The sequence below is a fragment of the Rhizobium cerradonense genome, from assembly GCF_030182455.1.
In the GTDB taxonomy this organism is placed as follows: Bacteria; Pseudomonadota; Alphaproteobacteria; order Rhizobiales; family Rhizobiaceae; genus Rhizobium.
Map to the genome: position 1 here is coordinate 169,956 of NZ_JAQJCK010000009.1, position 22,460 is coordinate 192,415.

Consider the following 22,460-nt stretch of genomic DNA (forward strand, 5'->3'; position numbering starts at 1 on the left):
CATTTCATCCCTCCAATATTGCAGGGAGCCGTTCGCGAAGCTCCTTAACCAGCACACGCTCATTTTCCGAGTAGTCGACCGGGACGTTCACCAGATGAACGCCAGATCCAGAGAATGCATCTTCGAGAGCCTGTTTGAACTGGTCGATGTCATCTACCCTGATTCCCTTGGCACCGTAGGATTCGGCATATTTCACGAAGTCCGGATTGCCGAACGTCATTCCGAAATCCGGGAACTCGTCCACGGCCTGCTTCCAGCGGATCATTCCGTAGGCATTGTCCTCGATCACGAGGATGACGAGGTTGAGCTTCAACCGGACGGCAGTCTCCAGTTCCTGGGAGTTCATCATGAAGCCGCCGTCGCCACAGATCGCCATGACGCGCCGCTCGGGATAAAGCATCGAGGCAACCATCGCCGATGGAAGTCCAGCCCCCATGGTTGCAAGAGCGTTGTCCAGCAACAGCGTGTTCGCCATCCGCGTCCGGTAGTTGCGGGCAAACCATATCTTGTACATGCCGTTGTCGAGCGCAAGGATACCATCATGCGGCATCACTTCCCGGATATCATGGACCAAGCGCTGGGGCGTAAAACGATCTTCCGTCGCCCGCGCCGCGATGCGTTCGAGAATGCGCTCCCGCAGATGAAGAAGAGCCTCTGCGTTCGGCAGTTTGCCCTCGAGGCGATCCGCCAGCGCCTTGAGCGATGGGCCGATATCTCCGATAACTTCTGCTTGCGGGAAATAGACCTGTTCGACGGTGGCGGGCTGATATCCGACATGGACCACATGCGGACCGTCCTTGCCCATGATGAACGGCGGTTTTTCGATTGTGTCATGGCCGATGGTGATGATGAGATCGGCCTGTTCGATCGCCTCGTGCACATAATCGCGTTCAGAAAGCGCGGCGGTGCCCATGTAGAGCTCGGTACCGCCCGGAACCGTTCCCTTCCCCATCTGCGTCGTGAAGAAGGGGATGCGGGTTCGTATCACAAATTGCGCGATGTCTGACGTCGAGCGGGGGCGCGAGGCTGCAGCTCCAAACATCAGAAGCGGACGCTTGGCTGCAGTGATGAGAGCGGCGGCGCGGTCCAGCGCCGCGTCGCTTGCGGTCGGCAGTTCGAGCTGATGCGGCGCGATGAGTGCCATTTCCGGGCATTCTTCGGCTGCGATGTCTTCTGGAAGCTCGAGATGAACGGGTCCTGGTCTTTCTTCCTGCGCGATCCTGAACGCTTCCCTGACCATCGTGGGGATCATCTGCGGTGACACGATCTGCCGCGCCAGCTTGGTAAGCGGTTTCATCGACGCAACGACGTCGACCACCTGGAATCGCGCCTGACGAGACGAGAGGACACCCTTCTGACCCGTGATCATCACCATCGGCATCGCACCGAGCAACGCATATGCCGCCCCCGTCGAAAGGTTCAGGGCACCCGGTCCAAGCGTCGTCAGGCACACTCCCGGCTTTCCCGTCAGGCGGCCGTAGGTCGCTGCCATGAAGGCGGCTGCCTGTTCATGCCGGGTGAGTACCAACTGGATTGACGATTTGCGGATGGACTCGACAACGTCAAGGTTCTCTTCGCCGGGAATGCCAAAAATGCGGTCGACACCTTCATTCTCAAGTGCGGCCACTAAGAGATCAGAGCCTTTGGTCATGGATGAACGTCCGTGCTGGTTGGCGGATCGACCGGTCGGGGCTTACCGAATTGGAAGAAGACCTTGAAGATAGCTTCTTTTGGGAAGCTGTCCAATCGTAGTTTGACGCCAGGCTTGAAGGGCAATGCCAGACACCGCTGCCTGCCACAATGACGACAATTTGCCGGTAGACTTGCTGACGGCGCCGCACGCACCCCCGTCTCCACCGTCATTTCCAAAGCGAAGTTTGGTATGCAAGAAAATACTTCAGCCAAGGACACGCATGATCCAGTCGACGCCGCAATGCAGGCGGGCGGGCTGGCGGAAATCCTTGCGCCTTGCCTCTCCGTGGTTTTCTGCGGGTTGAATCCAGCCCTTTCCGCTGCTCGGGACGGCCATAACTTCTCGAACCGAAGCAACCGCTTTTGGCGTGTATTGCATCTCGCCGGATTTACACCCCGCCTGCTGCGGGCGGACGAAGAGCGCGAGATGCTGACATATGGCCTGGGCCTGACATCGGCGGTCTCACGGCCCACCAAAAGCGCCAGTGAGCTTAAGAACCACGATTACGTCAACGCGGCTCCTGCACTGGAAAGCAAGATAAGAAACTTCGCACCGGCAAATCTCGCCTTTCTGGGAAAGGCAGCATACGCGGCGATCAGCCTCCGAACGCATGTCGAATGGGGCAGGCAGCCGGACGAATTTGCGGGCGTTTCAATCTGGGTGCTTCCAAATCCAAGCGGGCTCAACAGGGCCTTCAACCTGGCGAGATTGACGGAACACTACCGCGAGCTGAAATTGACGCTTTAGCTGGCATGACAATCAATTCCATCGAGCCGCCGTAGTGCAACGCTGAGGAACCTTCCCTGTGGAACAGGGGCCTCCGCTTCCTGCAAAAGAGACTATATGCCGCCCAAACAGACGTATTTCAGCTCGGTATATTCGTCGATGCCGTGGCGTGAGCCCTCCCGACCCAAACCGGACATTTTCACGCCGCCAAAAGGCGCCTCAGCGGTGGAAATCAGACCGGTGTTGACGCCGACCATCCCGTATTCCAACGCTTCCGCCACCCGGAATACGCGCGACAAATCTCGTGCATAGAAATAGGAGGCGAGCCCGAACTCGGTGTCATTTGCCAGTTCGATGACGTCGCTCTCGTCGCGGAAGCGGAAGAGCGGCGCGACTGGCCCAAAGGTCTCCTCGCTGGCAAGCTGCATGCTGCCGTCGACGTTGCGAAGGACTGTCGGCTCAAAGAAATTGCCGCCAAGAGTATGACGATTGCCGCCTGAGAGGACCTCAGCACCCTTATCCAACGCGTCGCGAATATGCGCCTCAACCTTGAGGACGGCGTTCCGGTCGATCAGCGGGCCAAGGACGACACCTTGATCCAGCCCGTTGCCAACCTTCAGTTTTTCAACCGCGTCGGCGAGCTTGGCTGCAAAAGCTTCATAGACACCATCCTGCACATACAGCCGGTTGGCGCAAACGCAGGTTTGCCCATTGTTGCGGAACTTGGCGATGATCGCGCCCTCGACCGCTGCGTCGAGATCCGCGTCGTCAAACACGATGAAAGGTGCATTACCGCCAAGCTCGAGACCGAGCTTCTTGATCGTCGGCGCGCATTGCCGGTAAAGCAGTTCACCCGTGCGCGTGGAACCGGTGAAGGTCAGAACCCTGATGGCTGGGCTTGCAGTCAACGTCCCGCCAATTGCGGCGGCATCACCGGTGACGATGTTGAGGAGGCCCGACGGCAGACCCGCGCGCTCAGCAAGAACGGCAAGCGCGATCGCGGAAAAAGGCGTCTGCGGCGCCGGCTTGAGCACGACCGCGCAGCCAGCGGCAAGCGCCGGGCCGACCTTGCGGGTCACCATGGCATTTGGAAAGTTCCAGGGCGTGATGGCAGCGACAACACCTGCAGGCTGGCGTAGGACAAGGATCCGCTTGTCCTGCTGATGGCCGGGTATGGTCTCGCCGTTGATGCGCCTCGCCTCTTCGGCGAACCATTCGATGAAGCTCGCGCCATAGGCGATTTCCCCCTTGGCCTCGGCCAGGGGTTTTCCCTGCTCCAATGTCAGGATCATCGCCAGGTCATCGAGATTTTCGATCATCAGGCGGTACCACGCCTTCAATATGGTGGCGCGCTCCCCCGCGGTCTTCTTTGCCCAGAGCTTCTGAGCGATGACGGCGGCGCGGATGGCGTCCTCGGTTTCGGCAGCACCCAGATCCGGAACCAAGCCGAGTGCCTCGCCCGTGGCCGGATTGCGGATGGTTGTCGCCTGATGGTCCTTCGCCTCTATCCAATTGCCCGCAACCGGACAGGCCTGACGAAACAGTGACAAATCATGGAGCTTCATGTGACGACTTTCAGCAAAATACGTGAGCGGCATCCGGATCGAAATCCAGATGCACCTGTTCGCCACGGCTGAGCCCGGTAATTGCTTCATGGCCGAAGGGAAGGCGCACGGCCAGGGCCTCGCCTGCGGCGGTTTCGGTGGCAACATGAACGTTATTGCCGAGGAAAGTGATATCGCTGACAGTCGCCGCAAGGCTGCCTTTCTGCACTCGGTTTCGCGACAAGCGAATGCGTTCGGGCCTCAGCATCAACGCTCCCCTCTTTCCGGAGATGGCCTGGCCATGCACCGGAATTCTGAAGACCGCGTCGCCACCAAGCGAGATCGTCGCGTGTCCATCCGTCGATGACAGCAGATCGCAGGAAATGAAGTCGCTGTCGCCGATGAATTCGGCAACAAAGCGGGTGCGTGGATTGGCGTAGAGTTCCGGTCCGGTTCCGATCTGGTCGATGACGCCCTTGGAGAACACCGCAATGCGATCGGAGAGACGCAGGGCCTCCTCCTGATCGTGCGTGACGTAGAGGATCGTCACCTCGGTCTGTTGGTGAATCCGGCGTATCTCGTGCTGGATTTCTTCGCGAAGCTTCTTGTCGAGTGCCGAAAGCGGCTCGTCCATCAAAAGCACCGGCGGATCATAGGCGAGAGCCCTGGCGAGCGCGACGCGCTGCTGCTGGCCGCCCGACATCTGCGCGGGCTTGCGATCCTCAAATCCCTCAAGCCTGACAAGCCGCAGCATTTCCTTGACCTTGCTATCGACTTCCGCCTTGGACTTGCGCCGTACCTTGAGCGGAAAAGCGATGTTTTCACCGACCGTCAAATGCGGAAACAAGGTGTACCGCTGGAAGACCATGCCGATATTGCGCTTATGCGACGGGGTCGAAAGCAGCGTTTGCCCGTTGAGGCTTATGTCGCCTTTCGTCGGGTTTTCGAAGCCCGCCAATATGTAGAGGGTCGTGCTTTTGCCCGAACCGGACGGCCCGAGAAAGGTCAGGAACTCGCCACGCTGGACCTCGAGATTGACATCTTGCACCGCGACGACAGGACCGTATTCCTTGCGGATGCCTCTGATCTGTAGGAAAGATTCGTTCATGATTTCAGTACCTTGCGTGCGATCGCGACAAGCGCCATCAAAGTGATCGTCAAGAGGATGAGAAGGGACGATGCCGCAGCGATGACCGGCGTCAGATCTTGCCTGAGGGTGGACCATACCTTCACCGGCAGCGTCTGCAGTGTGGGGCTCGCCATGAAGATCGCCACCACCACTTCATCCCAGGATGTCAGGAACGAGAAGACAGCCGCGGAAAACAGTCCATGGCTGATGGCCGGCAGGGTCACCCTGATCTTCGCCTCAAGAGGCGACGCACCGCACAGCACCGCGGCATCCTCGATGGATTTGTCGAACCCTTCGAGCGCATTGGATATCGAAAGGATGGAGAAGGGCAGTGCCAGCACGAGATGCGAAATGACAAAGCCAATCATGGTGCCGCCGAGACCCATCCTCAGGAAGAAGGCATAGAGAGCAACGGCGAGGACGACGACAGGCAGGATCATCGGCGTCAGGAAAAGCGCCTTCAGCGCGTCGCGGAACAAGAAAGTTCCACGCACCAGACCGAATGAAGTAATCAGCCCAAGCAGCACGGAAAGAACCGTGACGATCGAGGCGATCCTGAAGCTCGTCCAGGCGGATCCCAGCCATTGCGGATCGGCGAAAAGCTGGCTGTACCATTGTAGCGTCCAGCCCGGAGGCGGAAAGATCAGCCACTGCGAAGATCCGAAGGAAAGCGCCGCGATGAAGAGGATCGGCAGCAGCAAGAAGGCTGCCGTCAAGACGGTCACCGCCACAAGCACATATTTCCACCAGCCGAGGCGATCGAAATTGAGCAGCATGTCAGCGCCCTCCCGTGTTCTGCACGCCGAACAGCCGCAATTGGACCGCATAGAGCGAAAGCGTGACGACGAGGAGAACCAGGGCCGCGGCACCGCCCATTCCCCAGTTGACCAGGGACTGCACGAACTGGGCGATCAGTTCGGCCAGCATCATGTTCGCCGTGCCGCCGAGAAGCGACGGGGTAACGTAATAGCCGAGGGACATGACGAAGACCATCAAGGCACCCGCGACCATGCCTCGCGCAGCCAAAGGCAGAAGGACGCGCGTAAGACATTGCCAGCGGTTCGCGCCGCAAAGTGCCGCCGCCTGCAGGATGGCCGGGTCGATCTTCTTGATGACGCCATAGAGGGGCAGGATGATGAAAGGCAGCATGATATAGGTCATGCCGATCGTTACACCGGTCAGATTGTTGACGAGCGGCAGCGGCCGGTCGATCAGTCCCATTCCAATCAACATCTTGTTGATCAGCCCGGTACGCTGAAGCAGGACCATCCAGGCATAGGTTCGTGCTAGCAGATTGGTCCACATCGACAGCAGCAAGACTGCGAAAATCACCGAAGCCAGCCTTGTCGGCATGATTGCCAGCGTCCAGGCGACGGGAAAGCCGATCAGCAGCGAAATTGCCGTCACAAGGCCGGAGACAATGAAGGTGTTGGCGAATATCTTCAGATACGTCGCCGAACCCAGGAGTTCAGCATAGTTGCTGAAGCCCACAACCGGTTCCAGCACGCTTCGCAGCAAAAGGGCGACGACCGGTACAATGAAGAAGATCCCAACAAAAATCAGCGCCGGCATAATTTCGCCTAAGCCCGCAGGCCTGACGGCCTTGGACGTAGTCGCAGTTTCACTGGCGACGTCAATGTAAGTCGACATGGCAATCCTTTCCCGCCGTAGGATCAGACAACGGCGCCAGCTCCGAGGAAGATTTCGAACCTGCGTCAGACACCGCGGGCGGAACGACGCCCGCGGTGAAGCCTCGGAGTTTCTTCAACTTATTTGGCCTGCCAAGCATACCACCGCTTGCCGATTTCATCGCGATTTTCGGCCCAATACTTCATGCTTGCATTGACTTGGCTGGCGGTCTGCTGGTCCGGCAAGGTCTTGGCTATTGCCGGGTCCATCAGCTTGGCCGAGTCGATGTTGATGGGTGCGTAGCCGGTCGCCTTGGCAAGATCGGCCTGCGGCTGGGCCGACGTTGCAAGCGCAATGAACTTCATCGCGGTTTCAAGGTTCGGTGCACCCTTCGGAATGACCAGCGAGTCGGCCGCCGTGATGTTCTGCTCCCAAGAGGTTTCCGTCTTGATGCCGCTGGCGGCGAGCGCGGTCATGCGGCCATTCCACAGGCTGCCGAACGGGGCCTCGGCGGATGCGAGAAGCTGCTGCGACTGGGCGCCGCTGGACCACCAGATGATGTCAGATTTGATCGTATCCAGCTTCTTGAATGCCCGATCGAGATCCAGCGGGTAGAGCTTGTCGGCAGGAACGCCATCGGCCAGCAACGCCGCCTCGATCACGCCCGGGGCCGACCATTTGTAGAAGGTACGCTTACCGGGAAATTTCGCCGTGTCGAAGAGATCGGCCCAGGTCTTGGGGCAGGCGCTCACGGCGTCCGCATTGCAGCCGATCACGAAGGAATAGTAGAAGCTGCCGACCGAATAGTCCGTGACGAAACGAGGGTCGAGCTTGGACTTGTCGATAACGGAGAAATCCAGTTTTTCCAGCAGCCCGTCCTTGCCCGCCTGGGCGGCATAGTCGCCCTCGACGTCGACGACATCCCAACTGACCTGGCCCGCTTCGACCATGGCTTTCAGCTTGCCGTAATCGGTAGGTCCATCCTGTGCGACGACGGTGCCGGTCTTGTCTGCAAACGGATTGGCCCAGGCGACCTTCTGTGCGTCCTGCGTGGTTCCTCCCCAGCTCGTGAAGACCATCGTTTCGGCCTTTGCGGCCCCGGACACAGCCATTATTGCGGCGAAAGCCGCCAGTGCGATTGTACGTTTCATGTTCCCTTGTCCTTATACTTGGTGTCTTACAGGCATGCCTTATGCGGCTGGCGGGCTCTTCCCCAGAGGGGAGAAACCTGCCGGCTTCATAATCTTGTTCTCGGCCACTTCGATCAGGTCGCGTATCTTCGGCAGGAAGGCCTGCCATTGCGGGTCGGTCGCCAATCTCTGGCGCCTTGCCTCGCGATCATCGAGGCTTTCATAGGCCCAGATGTGAACGATCTCGTTGATGGTCCCGATCTCCGAAAAGAAATAGCCGACCAGATTGCCGAGATGAGCTTTCTGAATGGCGATCCCTTCTTCCTCGACGACCTTCAGATATTGCGGGATTGCACCGTTCTTCAGCCGATAAGTCCGGATTTCATAGAACATCGGCGTCACCTCATGACGAAAGGATCGGGGATCGGATCGTCCGACGTCCTGAGCCAGATTGTCTTCGTGCGGGTAAAATCGAGGGCCGCGGCCAAGCCGCCTTCCCGGCCATGGCCGGAAAGGCCAAAGCCGCCGAAAGGTGCAATCGGCGATACGGCGCGATAGGTATTGACCCAGACGATACCCGCCCGGATGCCCTTCATCAGGCGGTGGGCTCGCGTGAGATTCTGGGTGAAAACGCCCGAGGCAAGACCATAGCGCGTATCGTTGGCGATCTTCAGCGCTTCTGCTTCAGTTTCGAACGATACCACCGACAGAACCGGGCCGAAGAACTCCTCGGCAAGCGATGGCGAGGCGACATCGTCGCAATCGAGGATCGTCGGCCGGAAATAATAACCCGCGCCGTCAGGCCGTTCGCCGCCGGTGACAAGGCGGGCGCCGCTCTGCACGGATCGTTCGACGAGCGCCGCAACATGATCCTGCTGACGTTTCGTTGCCAGCGGCCCCACTTCCGTCGCCATGTCCAGCGGCGAGCCGATGCGGATCGCCTCCGCCTTGGCCTTCAGCATCGCCAGGAAGCGTTCCTTGACGCTTCGCTCGACGATTAGCCGCGAGCCGGCGACGCAGCTTTGTCCGGTTGCCGCGAAGATACCGGCAACCTGCGCATTAGCGGCACTTTCGAGATCGGCATCGGCAAAGACGATGAAGGGCGACTTGCCGCCGAGCTCAAGCGAGGTGGAGGCGAGATTTTCCGCCGAATTGCGCACGATATGACGCGCCGTTTCCGGCCCGCCGGTGAATGCGATATGGGCGACCTTCGGGTGCCGGCTGAGAGCGGAGCCGCAGGCGGGGCCGAAACCGGTAATGATATTGACGACGCCGGCGGGAAAGCCTGCCTCGTCGACGAGGCGCGCAAACTCCAGAAGCGGCGCCGGTCCGTCCTCCGATGCCTTGACGACCATGGTGCAGCCGGCGGCCAGCGCCGGGCCGATTTTGACGGCCGACAGGAAGAGCTGGCTGTTCCAGGGCACGACCATGGCGACGACGCCGATCGGTTCGCGGCGCAGCCAGACATCCATGTCAGGCTTGTCGATCGGAAGATAGGAACCCTCGATCTTGTCGGCGATCCCGGCATAATAGCGATAATAATCGGCAACATAGGCGATCTGCGCCGAAGTCTCGCGAATGATCTTGCCGGTATCGCGGGTCTCCAGCTCGGCCAGCTTCTGCGCATTGGCTGCAACCAGATCAGCAAGCTTGTAAAGGAGCTTGCCGCGCTGGGTGGCCGTCAATTTCGACCAGGGTCCGTCATAGAGCGCCTTCTCCGCCGCATCTACGGCACGATCGACATCCTTCTCGCGCGCCTCCGGCATCTCGGCCCAGATTTCGCCGGTCGCCGGATCGACGCTTGCAAACCGGGCCTCTCCGTCTACGAATTCGCCGTCGATGTAGGACTGGAAGCGTTGCATGGGGGTTTACTCCGCAAATGCCGGCATGACCTCGGCAATGAAGCGTTCGAGCGAAGCCTTCTTGCGCTCGAAGGACATGCCCGTGTCGATCCAGAAGGAATATTCGTCATAGCCCATGGATTCGTAGGTCTTCAGGCGGGCGATAACGGTCTCGGCATTGCCGACGACGTTGTTGGTGCGCATGACCGCATCGGAAAGCATCGGGTTCGCGCTGATCTCCTCCTCCGGGATCCGCTCGATCAGGCCCTGCTTGACAGGCTTCTCGTTTTTGAACCAGGCGAAGAAGTAGTTGTAATAAACGCTCAGTTCGTGGGCTGCCTGCGCGATGTCCTCCTCGGATGAGCCGACATAGGTATGGCGCAGCAGCATGATCTTGGGTCGGTCAATATCGGGATTCTTGGCGCAGGCATCGTTGAAGCGGCCCATCAGCGCCACGACTTCGTCATCGCCCTGCCAGAGCGGCGTCACCTGGACGTTGCAGCCATTGGCAACGGCGAACTCATGCGAATTCGGGTCGCGCGCAGCAACCCAGATCGGCGGGTTCGGCTGCTGCAGCGGTTTCGGCGCCGAAGTGGTCGAAGGGAATTTGAAAAACTCCCCGTCATGGGCATAGTCGCCGTTCCATATGCCCTTGACCGCTGGAATGAGCTCGCGCATCCGCTGGCCGGCGCCCCAGGCGTCGAGGCCGGGAAGCAGGCGCTCGTATTCGAAGGAATAGGCGCCGCGCGCAATGCCGATATCGAGCCGCCCGTCACAGATGATGTCGGTCATGGCCGCCTCGCCGGCGAGCTTGATCGGATGCCAGAACGGCGCGATCACCGTTCCCGTCCCAAGCCTTGCCCGCGATGTGCGGCGCGCCAGATCGGCGATGGTCACGAAAGGATTGGGCGCGATGGTGAAATCCATGCCGTGATGTTCGCCCGTCCATATGGCATGCATGCCACCCTTATCGGCGATTTCACAGAGAGCCACGAACTCGTCATAGAGGCTCTTGTGGCTCTGGCCGGCGTCGAGACGCTCCATATGAACAAAGAGAGAGAATTTCATGGCTGTGCTGCCTTTGCTGGAACCGAACGGACCGTGCCGACGGTCTCGTCGCCGAAATAAACGCCAAAATTGCCGAGCTGGCTCTCAACCGCGAAGCGCGCAACGATGTCGGCGGTCGAACTTGTCTTGAAATGGGCCTTGGCCAACGTGTCGGGTTTCAGGAACCTGCCATTGCGCGGCTCGCCTTCCGAGGCGAAGGCGCGGTAGACGATGTGTTGCTTTCCATCGCTCTTGCCTTCGTAAACCGAGTAGAGGAAGCCGATCGTCACCGAAAGCCCCGTGAGTTCTTCCAGATAATCGCGAAGTATGTCGGCAGGGCTTCCCTCCTTGCCATCACAGCTCGGCAGCGAAAGGATCTCATCGCCGATGAGAAGAACCTCGCCATGATGCTCCAGAACGGCTGCGAGTTCGATATTCCCTTCGGCTGCAGCCGAAACGGCCTTGCTGGCGAGGATCGGCGTAAAGTAGCCGCCGCGGGCATAACCCAATCCGTTCAGCCCGCTGTTTTCGAAGGCTTCGATCCGCCCCATCAGGATGACGTGGTCACCGGCTTCGACCAATTTTTCCAGGGCGCACTCGAACCACGCCGCAACGTTCGCCAAGATTGGGCAGCCTGCGGCGCCCGCCTGCCAATCGACCAGCGCGAACCGATCTTCGACCGGGCGCGCGAAGGTATTGGACACATCCTTCTGGCTTTCCGACAGAACATTGATGGCGAAATGCTTCGCGCTCGTCATGGTCGCGTAGTTACGGGAGGTCTTAGCCAGGCAAACAAGCAAAAGAGGTGGATCGAGCGACACCGACGTAAAGGAATTTGCCGTGAAGCCGATAGGCTTTCCGTCCGCATCCTGGGCGGTCACGACCGTTACCCCTGTCGCGAAGGCGCCGAAAGCATCGCGAAGCGCTCTTGGGTCCGCAAGCTGTAGGGTCATTTCACATCCTCCCCCTCTGAAAGCCATTCGGCGAGCAGCGCATTTACGGTGTCGGGTGCGGTCAGATTGACCATATGGCGATGGCCTTCGACGATCCGCGCCCAACCATGGGGCGCAAGTGCCGCCATTTGGGTCGCCATCAGCGGCGTCGAATTGGGGTCATCCGATCCCGTCAGAAACAACGCCGGTCCCTTGACGTCCTTCCAGCGATCCGCATAGGTCTCGTCCCCTTCGGCAAATGCCGAATAAGCGACGGCATAGCCCTGCGGATCGACAAGGCTCAGCCATTGCCGCGTCAGGTCGCGCGCAACGACACTGTCGGGATCGTCGCCGAACCATCGAAGTAGCGGGCCTTCCTTGTCCACACCCGTCAGGGGAATGGCAGCCGCGCGCGCGAGCACCGCCGCCTTTGCCTCCGGGTCACGCCGGTAGACGCCGTTGAGATATGCCACACGCTTGATACGGCTGCCGAACGTTGCAGCCGCCCCTCCGGACACCAATGCACCCATCGAGTGGCCGGCAACATTTGCGGTCTCAATCGCCATTTCGTCCAGGAATTGCCCGAACCAGGCGACGAATTCCTGAAGGCGGCTTCCGACCGGCAATCCGGCACTTTCACCATGCCCGGGCATGTCGACAGCGATTACGCGATGGTTTCCAGCAAAGGCTGATATCTGCGGTGCCCATGCTTCAAGCCGCATGCCGACACCGTGGATCAGGACAAGCGGCTCACCGCTTCCGGCTTCGTAATAAGCCGTTCCACGGGCAGTCTTGTCCCTCGCAAAGACCCAGTCGATCTTTGGGGAGGCGCCTTGCGTGTTTGATCCAACGGTCAGCATATCAGCGTCCAGCCTTTCAAACGCCGGCGGGGTTGGCGACGTCTTGGCCCAGATCCTTGAGATCCTGGTAGCGATCGCCAATGCGATGATGCGGACGCCCGCCCACGGACGCACCAAGCGCGACGACAATTTCGTCGGCGGCCGGCGCATCCGGAATTGCGGTCTGGATCGTCAAGTAATGCGAGCGGCGTCCTTCATCGTTTTTGTCCATCAGCGGGATCATGATCGGTGAATTGGCGGGGCCGCGCGTGTTGCAGAAGGCGAGATAGGATTTGGCACCGACCGCATGGCGATAATGATTGCCGAAGCGAAGCGTGTGGATCAGTGCCGAGGCATGCTCGAGCTCGCCATCCAGGCCGACCACCGCTGATTTTCCGTATGCCTCGACGGTATCGCCGGAGCCAACGGCCTCGATGATCATCTTCGTCAGCAGCTCGCCAAGGATCGGAGCGACCGCGTGAATTTCGGGCTTCAAGTCTTCGACGAAGCCGCGTCCGGCCCAGGGATTTTTCACAACGGCGTAGGCGGAAAACAGCTTCAGGGGAACCTGCGCCGGCTTACCGCCCTCGATCAGCGTCGTCTCGATCTGCAGCCCGGTCTTACGAATTTGGATAGTCATCGAACACCTCAATTCTGACGTTGTGTATTATGGTATGCCATAATATTAAAGTGTCAAGCCGATTTCTCCCGGCTAAGAAGATTCAAGGTGAATGTCGGAAAAAATTATGTGAAAACAAATAATTAGATTAGCGCTCGCGCTATGCCATCTACAACGAACTTCCCAGATCGCTCAGAGTCGGCCACTTGGGCCTTCGAACGAGTAGTGGCTAGGCTAGGTTCGTCGCGACAGGCCTGCAGCGCTTCAGCGGTGTCGATGAATGTTAGATGAGCGTTGGGCAGGCACGGCAATGCATTTCATATGACGCTCCACCTTATTACTTATTATGGCATACCATCACATTGAGCAAAGTTGGGTGTCAAGCTTGCAATGTGGGGTTTGCCGTATTTTGCGGAGTCGCGGGAGCGCCCGCGAGGAGACTCGCGGGCCCAATCAGATCGAAATTGAAGATCGAAAGAGGTTCCAATCGCTCCCGGACTGCATGCAGGGAGCGTTTACAGGCCTAATCGGCGGATTCCTTAGCGGAGAGAACCGCTTCCGCAATGGCGCTGGCGGCGGCAACATGGTCCATGGCGGCCTTGTAGGCACCCTCCCCGTCACCACGGCGGATCGCGTCCACGATCTTCGCCATTTGGCGCGGGCCCTCGATGTCGCGATTTTCCGTCTTGATCGTCATCGACCGAAGATGATTTATGCGCACGGTGAGGAGATTGACGACGCCCCAGGCGACATGCCTGTCGACCATCGTGAACAGCGTCTGATAGAAAGAAGATGTGTGCGCGAGCACTCCGGGCATGTCCTTGTCGCGGTAGCTATCGCGGATACCCTGCAGCGACGCCTCCAGCGCTGCGACGATCTCCGGACTTCCGCGCTGCGCGCACAGTCGCGCCGCCATACCTTCGAGCACACCGCGGATCTCGTAGATCTGCTTGGCCTCGTCGAGATCGAGCTGGGCAACGATCGGGCCCTTGTTTGGCAGATTGGCGACCAGCCCTTCCGATTCCAGATGCCGCAGAACCTCGCGCACAATCGTCCGGCTCACGCCGAGCTGAGCACACATGTCGCGTTCGACAAGTCGATCTCCCGGGCGAAAATATCCGCTCACGATGGCTTCGCGGACCTTATCGAGCGCGAGCTCTCGCAGCGTTTTTGCGGGACGCTCCACTCTGATCGCCGCGTCCTTTAGAGCACCGCTCATTCTTGCACCTCAGTATTGGACGTGTTTCGCACGCTCGACTTCCGTTCGGCAATCGACTTTATTAGAATCGTATTATGGCGTACCACACACTGTCGGCGGTTGGCAATTCAACCAGTGTGCAAGACTGTCCGCCCATGCGTTCGGATGCTTAGGCTTCCTGCCGGCCAATCCGCCTCTATCGAGCAGACCGAGCAAATTGCGCTGCGCCTAGCCGATTCGCGCAGGATTTTTCGTGAAGACTACGCTGCGCTACGCGTTGTTAATAATGGTTTATGGCTTCAGACGGTAGAATTCAAAGGCAGCGCATAGCGGACATGATGTCTCCTGCCGTCCCCCAAGGCATGACCTGTCAATCTGAGTTTGCGTATCCTCATGTCTTCCAATCCGACGCCCCGCCATTTCCGTGCCCAAACTTCTTCCGTGATCGCGATAACGGTGTGCTTCATCGCCGTCGCGTTGGTGTTGACCGGCCTCGTGGCGCATGTGGTCGCGACGATGACACGGTCAGCGAACGAAATCGACGATGCGCGGGCAGACCGCGCTGCGCGTGCCGCGATCATTTCGTTCATGGCCAAGCTCAGCGGCACGATGAAAGACAATGCCGTCTGGGATGATGCCTATGCTGCTATTGGCTCGGCTGCCGCTGCGGATTGGGCCTTTGAGAATTGGGGCAAAACTAGCGCGGATTATTCACTCTATGATGGTGCCGTTGTAATCGGGCCCGATGGCAATGCGGTTTCCGCCTATCTGAAGGGCAAACCCTTTCAGCCGCGCGACTATTTCGGAGCCGGCTTCGACCGCCAGATTGAAGCTGCCGCCACCCCCCAGCCAGCACCCTTGCTCAACTTCTTCAAGACTGAGGCGGGAATCCTGCTTGTGGCATCACAGGCAATACAACCCTTCGAAGCAAAGGGCGAGCTTCCGAAGCTCAGCGTTTTGACTTTCTTTAAAGAGCTGACCCCAGAGGTCATCGATGCACTCTCGGATGAGCACGAGCTTGACGGTCTGCGGCTCCAGGCGACGCCCGAACCGAGCCAGTTGAATTCCCCGATCAAGGACATGGGTGGCACGGTCATCGGCTATCTCGTTTGGCCTAGCAAGGCTCCGGGGAACGCCATTTTTGACAAGGTCTATCCCTATGTGACTGCCGCCGCCAGCATCCTCGCCCTTTTTCTGGCAGCCGTCCTGCTTGCAGGCGCGTCCGAAGCCGGGCGTCTCCGCCGTTTGGCCGAGGCGGCCAGATTTGAAGCAGGTCATGACAGTTTGAGCGGCCTGCTGAACAGACACGGCCTTCTTGGGATGCTGAATCAACTGGACAATACCAGCTTGCCAGCATCGCTCTACATGATCGATCTCGACGGTTTCAAAGCTGTCAACGATGCGTGGGGACATGCAGTCGGAGACGAACTGATCCGGATTGTCGCAAAAGCGCTGCAGGGCTGTCATCCCGAAATCCATGATTCTGCAAGGTTAGGCGGTGACGAGTTCGCGTTGGTGCAGGTCGGATCCGCTCCACATCGAGATATAGAAGAATCCATTCTCAAACTTTTTCGCAATCCCTTCAAAATTGGCGGGCGCACGATCGAAGTCGGGACGAGCATTGGCGTGGCGGGCCGCATCGGCAATATCGCGCCACTGGAGCTTCTGCGCAGAGCCGATATCGCTCTTTACCGCGCCAAAGAAAATGGCAAGGGCCAGGCCGTTACCTACGATCTCGAACTGGATCGCGAGCGCCAGCGTATCGCCGAACTGGAAGGCGAGCTGAGAAACGCTATCAATAGCGGCGCGATCGAACCGGTTTTCCAGCCGCTCGTGTCGGCATCAACGGGTGCAATTATTGGTCTTGAGGCTCTCGCACGCTGGCGGAGTGCGACTGGAAGCATCAGCCCGGAAGTTTTTATTCCGCTTGCCGAAAAGTCCGGCCTTATCGATGCATTGGGCGTTCATATGCTACGGACGTCGATCCAGCATGCGAAGGCCTGGCCGTACCTGGCGCTTTCGGTCAATGTCTCGCCCATCCAGCTCTGCAATCCGGACTTTGCCGCACAAGTCACGGCAGTCCTTGATGAATCCGCTTTCGATCCTACCCGCCTGACGCTGGAAATAACCGAGGGCGTCCTGATGACCAATCCTGACCAGGCGCGCCGATCAATCGATGTGCTCCGGCGCATCGGCATCAAATTCGCGCTCGATGACTTCGGCTGCGGCTATGCAAGTATCGGCGCCTTGCGGCAATTCGGATTCGATCGCATGAAGATCGACCGGTCGCTGGTGTTGGGCCTGGAAGAGAACGCCAACGGCATCGATATTCTGCGCGCCACGGTCGCTTTGGCAACGGCGCTTGAAATTCCGGTGACTGCGGAGGGGATCGAGAATCTTCGCCAGGCGGAGATATTGCGCGCCTCCGGTTGCGACCAATTGCAGGGCTACCTAGTCGGTAAACCCATGTCGCCTGGTGAGATTGGCGAGAAGCTCCGTCAGCGCAACTCAGCCGCGTGATCTATCAACCTCTGAGCTAATCGAGCCGTCGAGATACGGCCTGCGGCATTGGACCTATGCCGGTTGATCGATCAGCCGCTGCGCGGTGAATTTGTCGGTCACCAAGGTATCAATCACGCCTATACGCAGTGCGCCGGCGATGGCCGCGGTCTTCTTTTCGCCTCCCGCTAGCGCAATTACCCGATCGACCTTGGCAAGCTCATCGAGCGAGATACCGATCACCCTCTCGTCCAGGGGCGTTTTGACCGGTTTGCCCTTGCCGTCGAAGAAACGCAGGGAAATATCGCCGACCGCTCCAGCATCGGCCAAGTCCGCTAATTCGCGCGACGAGAAGATATTGCCGGACCGGGCCAGAAGCTCGGACGGTTCGACCGCGCCGATGCCGACGATTGCGACGCTGATCGCCCCGAAAAGCTCGATCGTTTCCCGCACGAACGGATCGGCCATCATAAGCAGCTTGGCCTCCCTTGAACTTGTCACGCCTTGGACCGGAAGGAGTTTGGGTTCGGCGCCAGTCAAACGGGCGAGCCTTGTGGTTAGCTGCGTCGCATGGGTCTGAACGGAAGGGTCGCCCATGCCGCCGAGGGTCTGAACGATATATTTTGCCTGGGCGCTTTTTTGCGGGTGGATATTCTCCACCATCTTGAAAATCGTCTGGCTCCAGCTTGAAACGCCGATAATTTCGCCCTCGGAAAGGGTGACTTCGAGAAGGTGAGCGGCGGCTTCGCCGATCCGCGCCATGATGGCGCCTTCCCGGTCTTCGGAACATTCCACGACGATCGCTTCGGGAAGATTGAAACGTTCCCGGAGCGCGGTTTCGAGTTCGGTATAGGTTCCGACAGGTGGGATAACGGTGGTCCGCACGATGTCTTCGGCTTCCGCCCGCTTAAGCATTCGAGAGACGGTCGCCTGCGACAGCCTCAGGTGCTGGGCAATATCAGCCTGTCTCTTGTGCTCGATGTGATACATCTGTGCGACACGAGAAATCAGGCGAAGCTCGTTGATCCGTCCCATGCTTGTTCCATCAGTGAATTTTTATTCACCAATAGCGGGCGGCGGTTCGAACGTCGAGCGTGCAATCGCATCATTCCACGTTTTAAACCTTTCCGCGTTGTCATTTGCCCGCGGCTTGATGATTGTGTTCTGTCGAGGAAGGCGACCGATAGCGTCAAGATCCGCCCACATGCCCAACGACAGGCCGGCCAGATAGGCGGCACCCAGCGCCGACGCCTCCGGCGCTGCGCATTGAATAACAGCGTGTTCCAATAGATCCGCGACACACTGCATGAGAAACGTATTCTGACTGGGTCCACCGTCGACATAGAGCGAGCCGATGTTTCCTCCATTCTGCTTCTGCATCGCCTGGAAGACATCATGCACCTGCAGCGCAATGGAATCGGTAACGGCCCTCGCCAACTGCGCGCGGGTGGTGCTGAAGTTGATTTGGGAAAACAGCGCGCGGGCATCCGAATTCCAATGGGGCGCCCCGAGGCCGACAAACGCGGGAACGAAGCCGGGCCCACCCGGCTCGGCGGTCGCCGCCAGCTCGACGAGTGCGGTGACGTCGGAAAGCCCGAGAATTTCTGTCATCCACGGCAGGCTTGCCGCTGAGACGAGGATATTGCCTTCGAAAGCGAAGGTCGGTTTTCCCGCAATGCGCCAGGCAACGGTCGTCGTGATCCCATGTTGCGGCGCGATGAAGTGCGGCAATGTCGTCATGACCGACGAACCCGTGCCGAACGTCACTTTGCCGTCTCCCGCCTTATGGGCCCCATGCCCGAAGAGAGCGGCGTGGCTATCGCCGATGGCAGCGCAAACGGGCGTTCCGTCCGGCACGCCCGGGAGGCTCGTGGTCGTTCCGAATTGCCCGGCGCTGTCAAGAACTTCGGGAAGCAGGCCTTTGTCTACGCCAAACAATGTGCAAAGCTCGTCGCTCCAACGCTGGGCTTTCAGGTCGAAGAGTTGGCTGCGGGCTGCATTCGATGCATCGCAGACATGCTTCTTACCACCCGTCAGGCAGTGGATAAGCCAGCTATCCACGGTGCCGATTCGCACTGCGCGCCCAGCCGGGGCGCGATCCAGCAGCCATTTCATCTTCGAGCCGGGAAACATCGGATCGATCGGCAGGCCAGTAGTCTCCTCGACCCACTGCGAATGCCCGAGCCCAATCAGCTTTTCGCAATCGTCGGCCGTGCGGCGGCACTGCCAGCTCACGACGGGACCGAGCGCCTCGCCGGTATCGCCATCCCACATCGTTACCGATTCCCGCTGATTGGAAATCGCAACCGCTTCGATCGCAACCTTTTCCGGCGCAGCTTCGATACAAGCACGTACCGCCTCGCATACCGATTGCCAGATGCGATTTGGATCCTGCTCGACCCAGCCTGGTTGCGGATAGCTGATGCCAACGGGCGCAGCACCGCGAGAAATCAGCTCGCCCTTTTCCGATACCAGAATGGCCTTGGAATTCGTCGTGCCCTGATCGATTGCCAGGATGGCTCGCATAAAATGTTTCCTCCAAGAATGGGTCGGGGCATTCAGCACAACGCCTCGGTAAGCGCGCTGTCAGCGTCAGATCACTTCCTCTTGAGAAGCGTCAACGCCGCCTGCGCAATGGCGTCCGGAGCCATTCCGAATTCATCCAGAAGGAATTCCGCCGAGCCTGTCGGGGCATAGATACCAGGAACGCCCAGACGCTTCATCGGAACAGGCGCATTATCGACGACGACTTCGGCGACCGCAGAGCCGAGACCCCCATAGATCGAATGCTCCTCGGCCGTCACGATGGCGCCCGTTTCCTTTGCGGCGGCGATGATGGCCTGCTCATCGATCGGCCGCACGGTTGCCATGTTGAGAACACGGGCGTCGATCCCCCGGGTTGCGAGTATCTCTGCCGCCTTGACAATACGATGCGTCAGCGTGCCGTTGGCAATCAGCGTCACGTCCCTGCCCTCGCGCAGCACATTGGCTTTGCCGAGCTCGAACTTATGATCGTCAGGCAGCAGGTCCGGAACGCCGACGCGCGACAGGCGGAGGAAGCAGGGTCCGGCATAGCTTGCCGCCCATTTTACGGCAGCAGCCGTTTCAATGCGGTCGCATGGCGCAATAACCGGAAGATTTGGCAGGACACGCGTCCAAGCGAAATCCTCGATGGAATGATGCGTCGGGCCGAGTTCGCCATAGGCCATGCCGGAGGAAATGCCGATCAGTTTGACGTTCGCATTCGAATAGGAAATATCGGCCTTGATCTGCTCCAGAGCACGGCCGGTCAGGAAGCACGCGGCCCCACAGACGAATGGGATCTGTCCACCGTTCGCCAGCCCTGCTCCAACGCCGACCATGTTTTGTTCGGCAATGCCGACATTGACCAGTCGTTCCGGGAATTTGGATTTGAACCCGCCGAGCTTGGATGAGCCGACGGAATCGTTGCAGACCGCAATGATCGTCCGCTCGCTACCCGCCAACGCCTCCAAAGTCGCAGCGAAAGCATCACGGCAATCGTGAAGATTGATGTTCGAGTTGGGCGCGTCCATTAGAGTGCCTCCGACAGTTCTGCGACTGCTTGTTCGTATTGTTCCTTGTTCGGCACCTTATGATGCCACTCCACCCGGTCCTGCATGAAGGAGATGCCATGGCCCTTGTTGGTGTGGGCGATGATGCAGTGCGGACGCGGGCCGCGATGTTCCAATGCGGGAACGATTTGCGTCATTTCGTTGCCGTTGATTTCGCTGACTTCCCAGCCGAATGCTTCGAGTTTCGGTCTGAGCGGGGCGACATTATTGGTATCGGCGAGTGCCGCGCCTTGCTGGAAGCGATTGTGATCGATGATCAGGGTCAGATTGTCCAGATTGAACTGCGATGCCGCCATGATGGCCTCCCAGTTCGATCCCTCTTGCATCTCGCCGTCCCCGGTCATGACATAGGTGTGATAGCCGGCGCCATTCATCTTGCCGGCCTTGGCAATGCCGACGGACACAGGCAATCCGTGCCCCAACGGACCGGTGTTGGTTTCGACACCCGGCACCTTGTTGCAATTGGGATGGCCGTTGAGCCGTGAATGCGGCTGCAAAAACGTTGAGATCTCCTCTTCCGAAATGAACCCGCGCTTTGCCAAGGTGACGTACAGCGCGCAGGCCGTGTGGCCCTTTGACAGAATGAACCGATCACGATCGGGCCGCTTCGGTTCGCTGGGATAGATTTTCAGAACGCGAAAATAGAGAGCCGTCAGGATGTCGATCGCCGACATCTCACCGCCAATATGTCCCGCACCTGCGTCATAGACCGCTTGCAGGTCACGCAGGCGTATCTGACGCGCGACGCGCTCAAGTTCCTTAACTTGCATGATGCTCCCTCGTTGCATAAATATTCAATCACAGATATTTTTGCACAAAAGACCATTCAGTCAAGCCCATTTATTGATTGCATGCCGCTTTGGCAGAAAGCTATGCGCCTTTTTCAGTGCTTGACAGGCCAAATATGAGTTGATAATGAATTTTCCAACATGAATGCATAAATATGCAAGCTTGAAGGAAAATCACCTGGAGCAAGCATAGGGAGTGGAGGAGCCATGTCAGCCTTGGGCGTTAACGAGCAAAGCCAGCAGCCGCGAACCTCACTTGCATGGCTTAGCGGGGCCACGGGTCCGCTGATCGGCTTGCTGATACTCTGCGTTTTCCTGAGCGTTGCGACGGACCGGTTTCTTTCGGTGCGCAACGCGCTCAACATCCTCGATCAAATCACCGTGCTCGGCGTCATGTCCGTGGGTATGACCTTCGTCATTCTGATCGGCGGCATTGATCTTTCCGTCGGCTCGGTCCTTGCGCTGTCGATGATGGTCATGGGCTGGGTTGCCAATGTTGCGGGCTTGCCGATGGCTGTCGCAATCCCCTTGGCGCTCCTGGCTTCAGCTTTCAGCGGCCTAATTGTCGGCTTGATGGTCACGAGTTTCCGTGTGCCCGCCTTCATTGCCACCCTTGCGATGATGTCGGTCGCCCGTGGCATTGCCAATATGATTACCGATGGCCAGCAGATTGTCGGCTTTCCCGACTGGTTTACGATGCTGGCGATCGACCGTCACTTCGGCGTCCTGACCGCGACCGTCTTCCTGATGCTGGCGATCGTCATCGTCTCGTGGCTCTTTCTCAAATACCGCTCCGAAGGCCGCATGCTATACGCAATCGGTGGCAATCCCGAGGTCGCCCGCCTGGCCGGCATCAATGTGCCGGTGGTCACGATCGGCGTTTACGTCGTGTGCGCCATATTGGCGGGCGTTGCCGGGATCGTCCTTGCTGCGCGCCTGGATGCCGTCCAACCTTCAAGCGGCTTTGGCTACGAGCTCGACACCATTGCGGCCGTCGTCATCGGAGGAACGTCTCTGTCGGGCGGTGCTGGTGGCATCGGCGGAACGCTGATCGGCGTGCTCATCATCGGCGTTTTGCGCAACGGCCTGAACCTGCTCAACGTCTCACCATTCCTGCAACAAGTGATCATCGGCGTCGTCATCGTTCTTGCGGTCGGCGCTGAAACGCTGCGCCGGAAGAAGGCATAAGACGAGCCACTAAGGCCGATAGCCAGAATTCCCCTTCCGCTGCACGGACGGGGATTGTGAAAGCC

General features: G+C 58.9%; 20 protein-coding genes. 3 read left to right on the forward strand and 17 right to left on the reverse strand.

What is annotated here, in order from left to right:
* Positions 1 to 4 precede the first annotated feature (4 nt).
* Positions 5 to 1,651: an acetolactate synthase large subunit gene (locus PH547_RS21385; protein WP_104826388.1), complete on the reverse strand. Its 1,647-nt coding sequence runs from the start codon at positions 1,649 to 1,651 to the stop codon at positions 5 to 7.
* A 282-nt stretch (positions 1,652 to 1,933) separates the two neighbouring features.
* On the opposite strand from PH547_RS21385, the gene mug reads away from it, so the two are divergent.
* Positions 1,934 to 2,440 carry a G/U mismatch-specific DNA glycosylase gene (mug, locus tag PH547_RS21390; RefSeq protein WP_260305222.1) on the forward strand — a complete coding sequence of 169 codons (507 nt, stop codon included), beginning with the start codon at positions 1,934 to 1,936 and terminating at the stop codon, positions 2,438 to 2,440.
* Between the two features lie 92 nt (positions 2,441 to 2,532).
* On the opposite strand, the gene PH547_RS21395 is transcribed toward mug, so the two are convergent.
* From PH547_RS21395 to PH547_RS21450, 12 genes are all read right to left on the reverse strand, one after another.
* Entirely contained in the window at positions 2,533 to 3,984 is a 1,452-nt protein-coding gene (locus tag PH547_RS21395) for an NAD-dependent succinate-semialdehyde dehydrogenase (protein WP_260304840.1), read from the reverse strand.
* A 10-nt stretch (positions 3,985 to 3,994) separates the two neighbouring features.
* On the reverse strand, positions 3,995 to 5,071 hold the full coding sequence (locus tag PH547_RS21400; protein ID WP_104826386.1) for an ABC transporter ATP-binding protein: 1,077 nt from the start codon (positions 5,069 to 5,071) through the stop codon (positions 3,995 to 3,997).
* Complete coding sequence (locus PH547_RS21405; RefSeq protein WP_260304839.1) at positions 5,068 to 5,868, reverse strand: ABC transporter permease; 801 nt, start codon at positions 5,866 to 5,868, stop codon at positions 5,068 to 5,070. Before PH547_RS21405 ends, PH547_RS21400 begins: the two co-directional genes overlap by 4 nt.
* A 1-nt stretch (position 5,869) precedes the next feature.
* Entirely contained in the window at positions 5,870 to 6,742 is an 873-nt protein-coding gene (locus tag PH547_RS21410; protein WP_285169395.1) for an ABC transporter permease, read from the reverse strand.
* A 119-nt stretch (positions 6,743 to 6,861) separates the two neighbouring features.
* Positions 6,862 to 7,872 (reverse strand): polyamine ABC transporter substrate-binding protein, encoded by a 1,011-nt coding sequence (locus PH547_RS21415; protein ID WP_260304837.1) that lies wholly within the window; start codon positions 7,870 to 7,872, stop codon positions 6,862 to 6,864.
* Between the two features lie 39 nt (positions 7,873 to 7,911).
* Positions 7,912 to 8,244 (reverse strand): NIPSNAP family protein, encoded by a 333-nt coding sequence (locus PH547_RS21420; RefSeq protein ID WP_104826382.1) that lies wholly within the window; start codon positions 8,242 to 8,244, stop codon positions 7,912 to 7,914.
* 5 nt (positions 8,245 to 8,249) lie between these two features.
* The gene (locus PH547_RS21425; RefSeq protein WP_260304836.1) at positions 8,250 to 9,713 is read right to left on the reverse strand and encodes an aldehyde dehydrogenase; all 1,464 of its coding nucleotides are present in this window, start codon (positions 9,711 to 9,713) and stop codon (positions 8,250 to 8,252) included.
* Between the two features lie 6 nt (positions 9,714 to 9,719).
* Entirely contained in the window at positions 9,720 to 10,760 is a 1,041-nt protein-coding gene (locus PH547_RS21430; RefSeq protein ID WP_260304835.1) for an LLM class flavin-dependent oxidoreductase, read from the reverse strand.
* Positions 10,757 to 11,692 (reverse strand): flavin reductase family protein, encoded by a 936-nt coding sequence (locus PH547_RS21435; RefSeq protein WP_260304834.1) that lies wholly within the window; start codon positions 11,690 to 11,692, stop codon positions 10,757 to 10,759. The genes PH547_RS21430 and PH547_RS21435 overlap by 4 nt, the downstream gene beginning before the upstream one ends.
* A complete protein-coding gene (locus PH547_RS21440) occupies positions 11,689 to 12,531 on the reverse strand; it encodes an alpha/beta fold hydrolase (protein WP_285169396.1) in 843 nt (280 codons plus the stop codon). Before PH547_RS21440 ends, PH547_RS21435 begins: the two co-directional genes overlap by 4 nt.
* 16 nt (positions 12,532 to 12,547) lie before the next feature.
* Positions 12,548 to 13,150 carry an amino acid synthesis family protein gene (locus PH547_RS21445; RefSeq protein ID WP_285169397.1) on the reverse strand — a complete coding sequence of 201 codons (603 nt, stop codon included), beginning with the start codon at positions 13,148 to 13,150 and terminating at the stop codon, positions 12,548 to 12,550.
* 502 nt (positions 13,151 to 13,652) lie between these two features.
* The gene (locus tag PH547_RS21450) at positions 13,653 to 14,348 is read right to left on the reverse strand and encodes a GntR family transcriptional regulator (protein WP_260304831.1); all 696 of its coding nucleotides are present in this window, start codon (positions 14,346 to 14,348) and stop codon (positions 13,653 to 13,655) included.
* A gap of 372 nt (positions 14,349 to 14,720) precedes the next feature.
* Between PH547_RS21450 and PH547_RS21455 the strand changes: the two genes are divergently transcribed.
* Positions 14,721 to 16,847 carry a bifunctional diguanylate cyclase/phosphodiesterase gene (locus tag PH547_RS21455; RefSeq protein WP_285169398.1) on the forward strand — a complete coding sequence of 709 codons (2,127 nt, stop codon included), beginning with the start codon at positions 14,721 to 14,723 and terminating at the stop codon, positions 16,845 to 16,847.
* 54 nt (positions 16,848 to 16,901) lie between these two features.
* On the opposite strand, the gene PH547_RS21460 is transcribed toward PH547_RS21455, so the two are convergent.
* The 4 genes from PH547_RS21460 to PH547_RS21475 all read right to left on the reverse strand — a co-directional run bounded on the left by PH547_RS21460 (position 16,902) and on the right by PH547_RS21475 (position 21,189).
* Complete coding sequence (locus PH547_RS21460) at positions 16,902 to 17,861, reverse strand: sugar-binding transcriptional regulator (protein WP_260304829.1); 960 nt, start codon at positions 17,859 to 17,861, stop codon at positions 16,902 to 16,904.
* A 21-nt stretch (positions 17,862 to 17,882) separates the two neighbouring features.
* Positions 17,883 to 19,352 carry an FGGY family carbohydrate kinase gene (locus PH547_RS21465; RefSeq protein WP_285169399.1) on the reverse strand — a complete coding sequence of 490 codons (1,470 nt, stop codon included), beginning with the start codon at positions 19,350 to 19,352 and terminating at the stop codon, positions 17,883 to 17,885.
* Between the two features lie 71 nt (positions 19,353 to 19,423).
* Positions 19,424 to 20,380, reverse strand: coding sequence for a transketolase family protein (locus PH547_RS21470; protein WP_285169400.1), 957 nt, complete (start codon positions 20,378 to 20,380; stop codon positions 19,424 to 19,426).
* Positions 20,380 to 21,189 carry a transketolase gene (locus PH547_RS21475; protein ID WP_260304826.1) on the reverse strand — a complete coding sequence of 270 codons (810 nt, stop codon included), beginning with the start codon at positions 21,187 to 21,189 and terminating at the stop codon, positions 20,380 to 20,382. The genes PH547_RS21470 and PH547_RS21475 overlap by 1 nt, the downstream gene beginning before the upstream one ends.
* A 225-nt stretch (positions 21,190 to 21,414) precedes the next feature.
* Here PH547_RS21475 and PH547_RS21480 point away from each other — a divergent pair, with 225 nt between their 5' ends.
* Positions 21,415 to 22,395: an ABC transporter permease gene (locus PH547_RS21480; protein WP_285169403.1), complete on the forward strand. Its 981-nt coding sequence runs from the start codon at positions 21,415 to 21,417 to the stop codon at positions 22,393 to 22,395.
* Positions 22,396 to 22,460 lie beyond the last annotated feature (65 nt).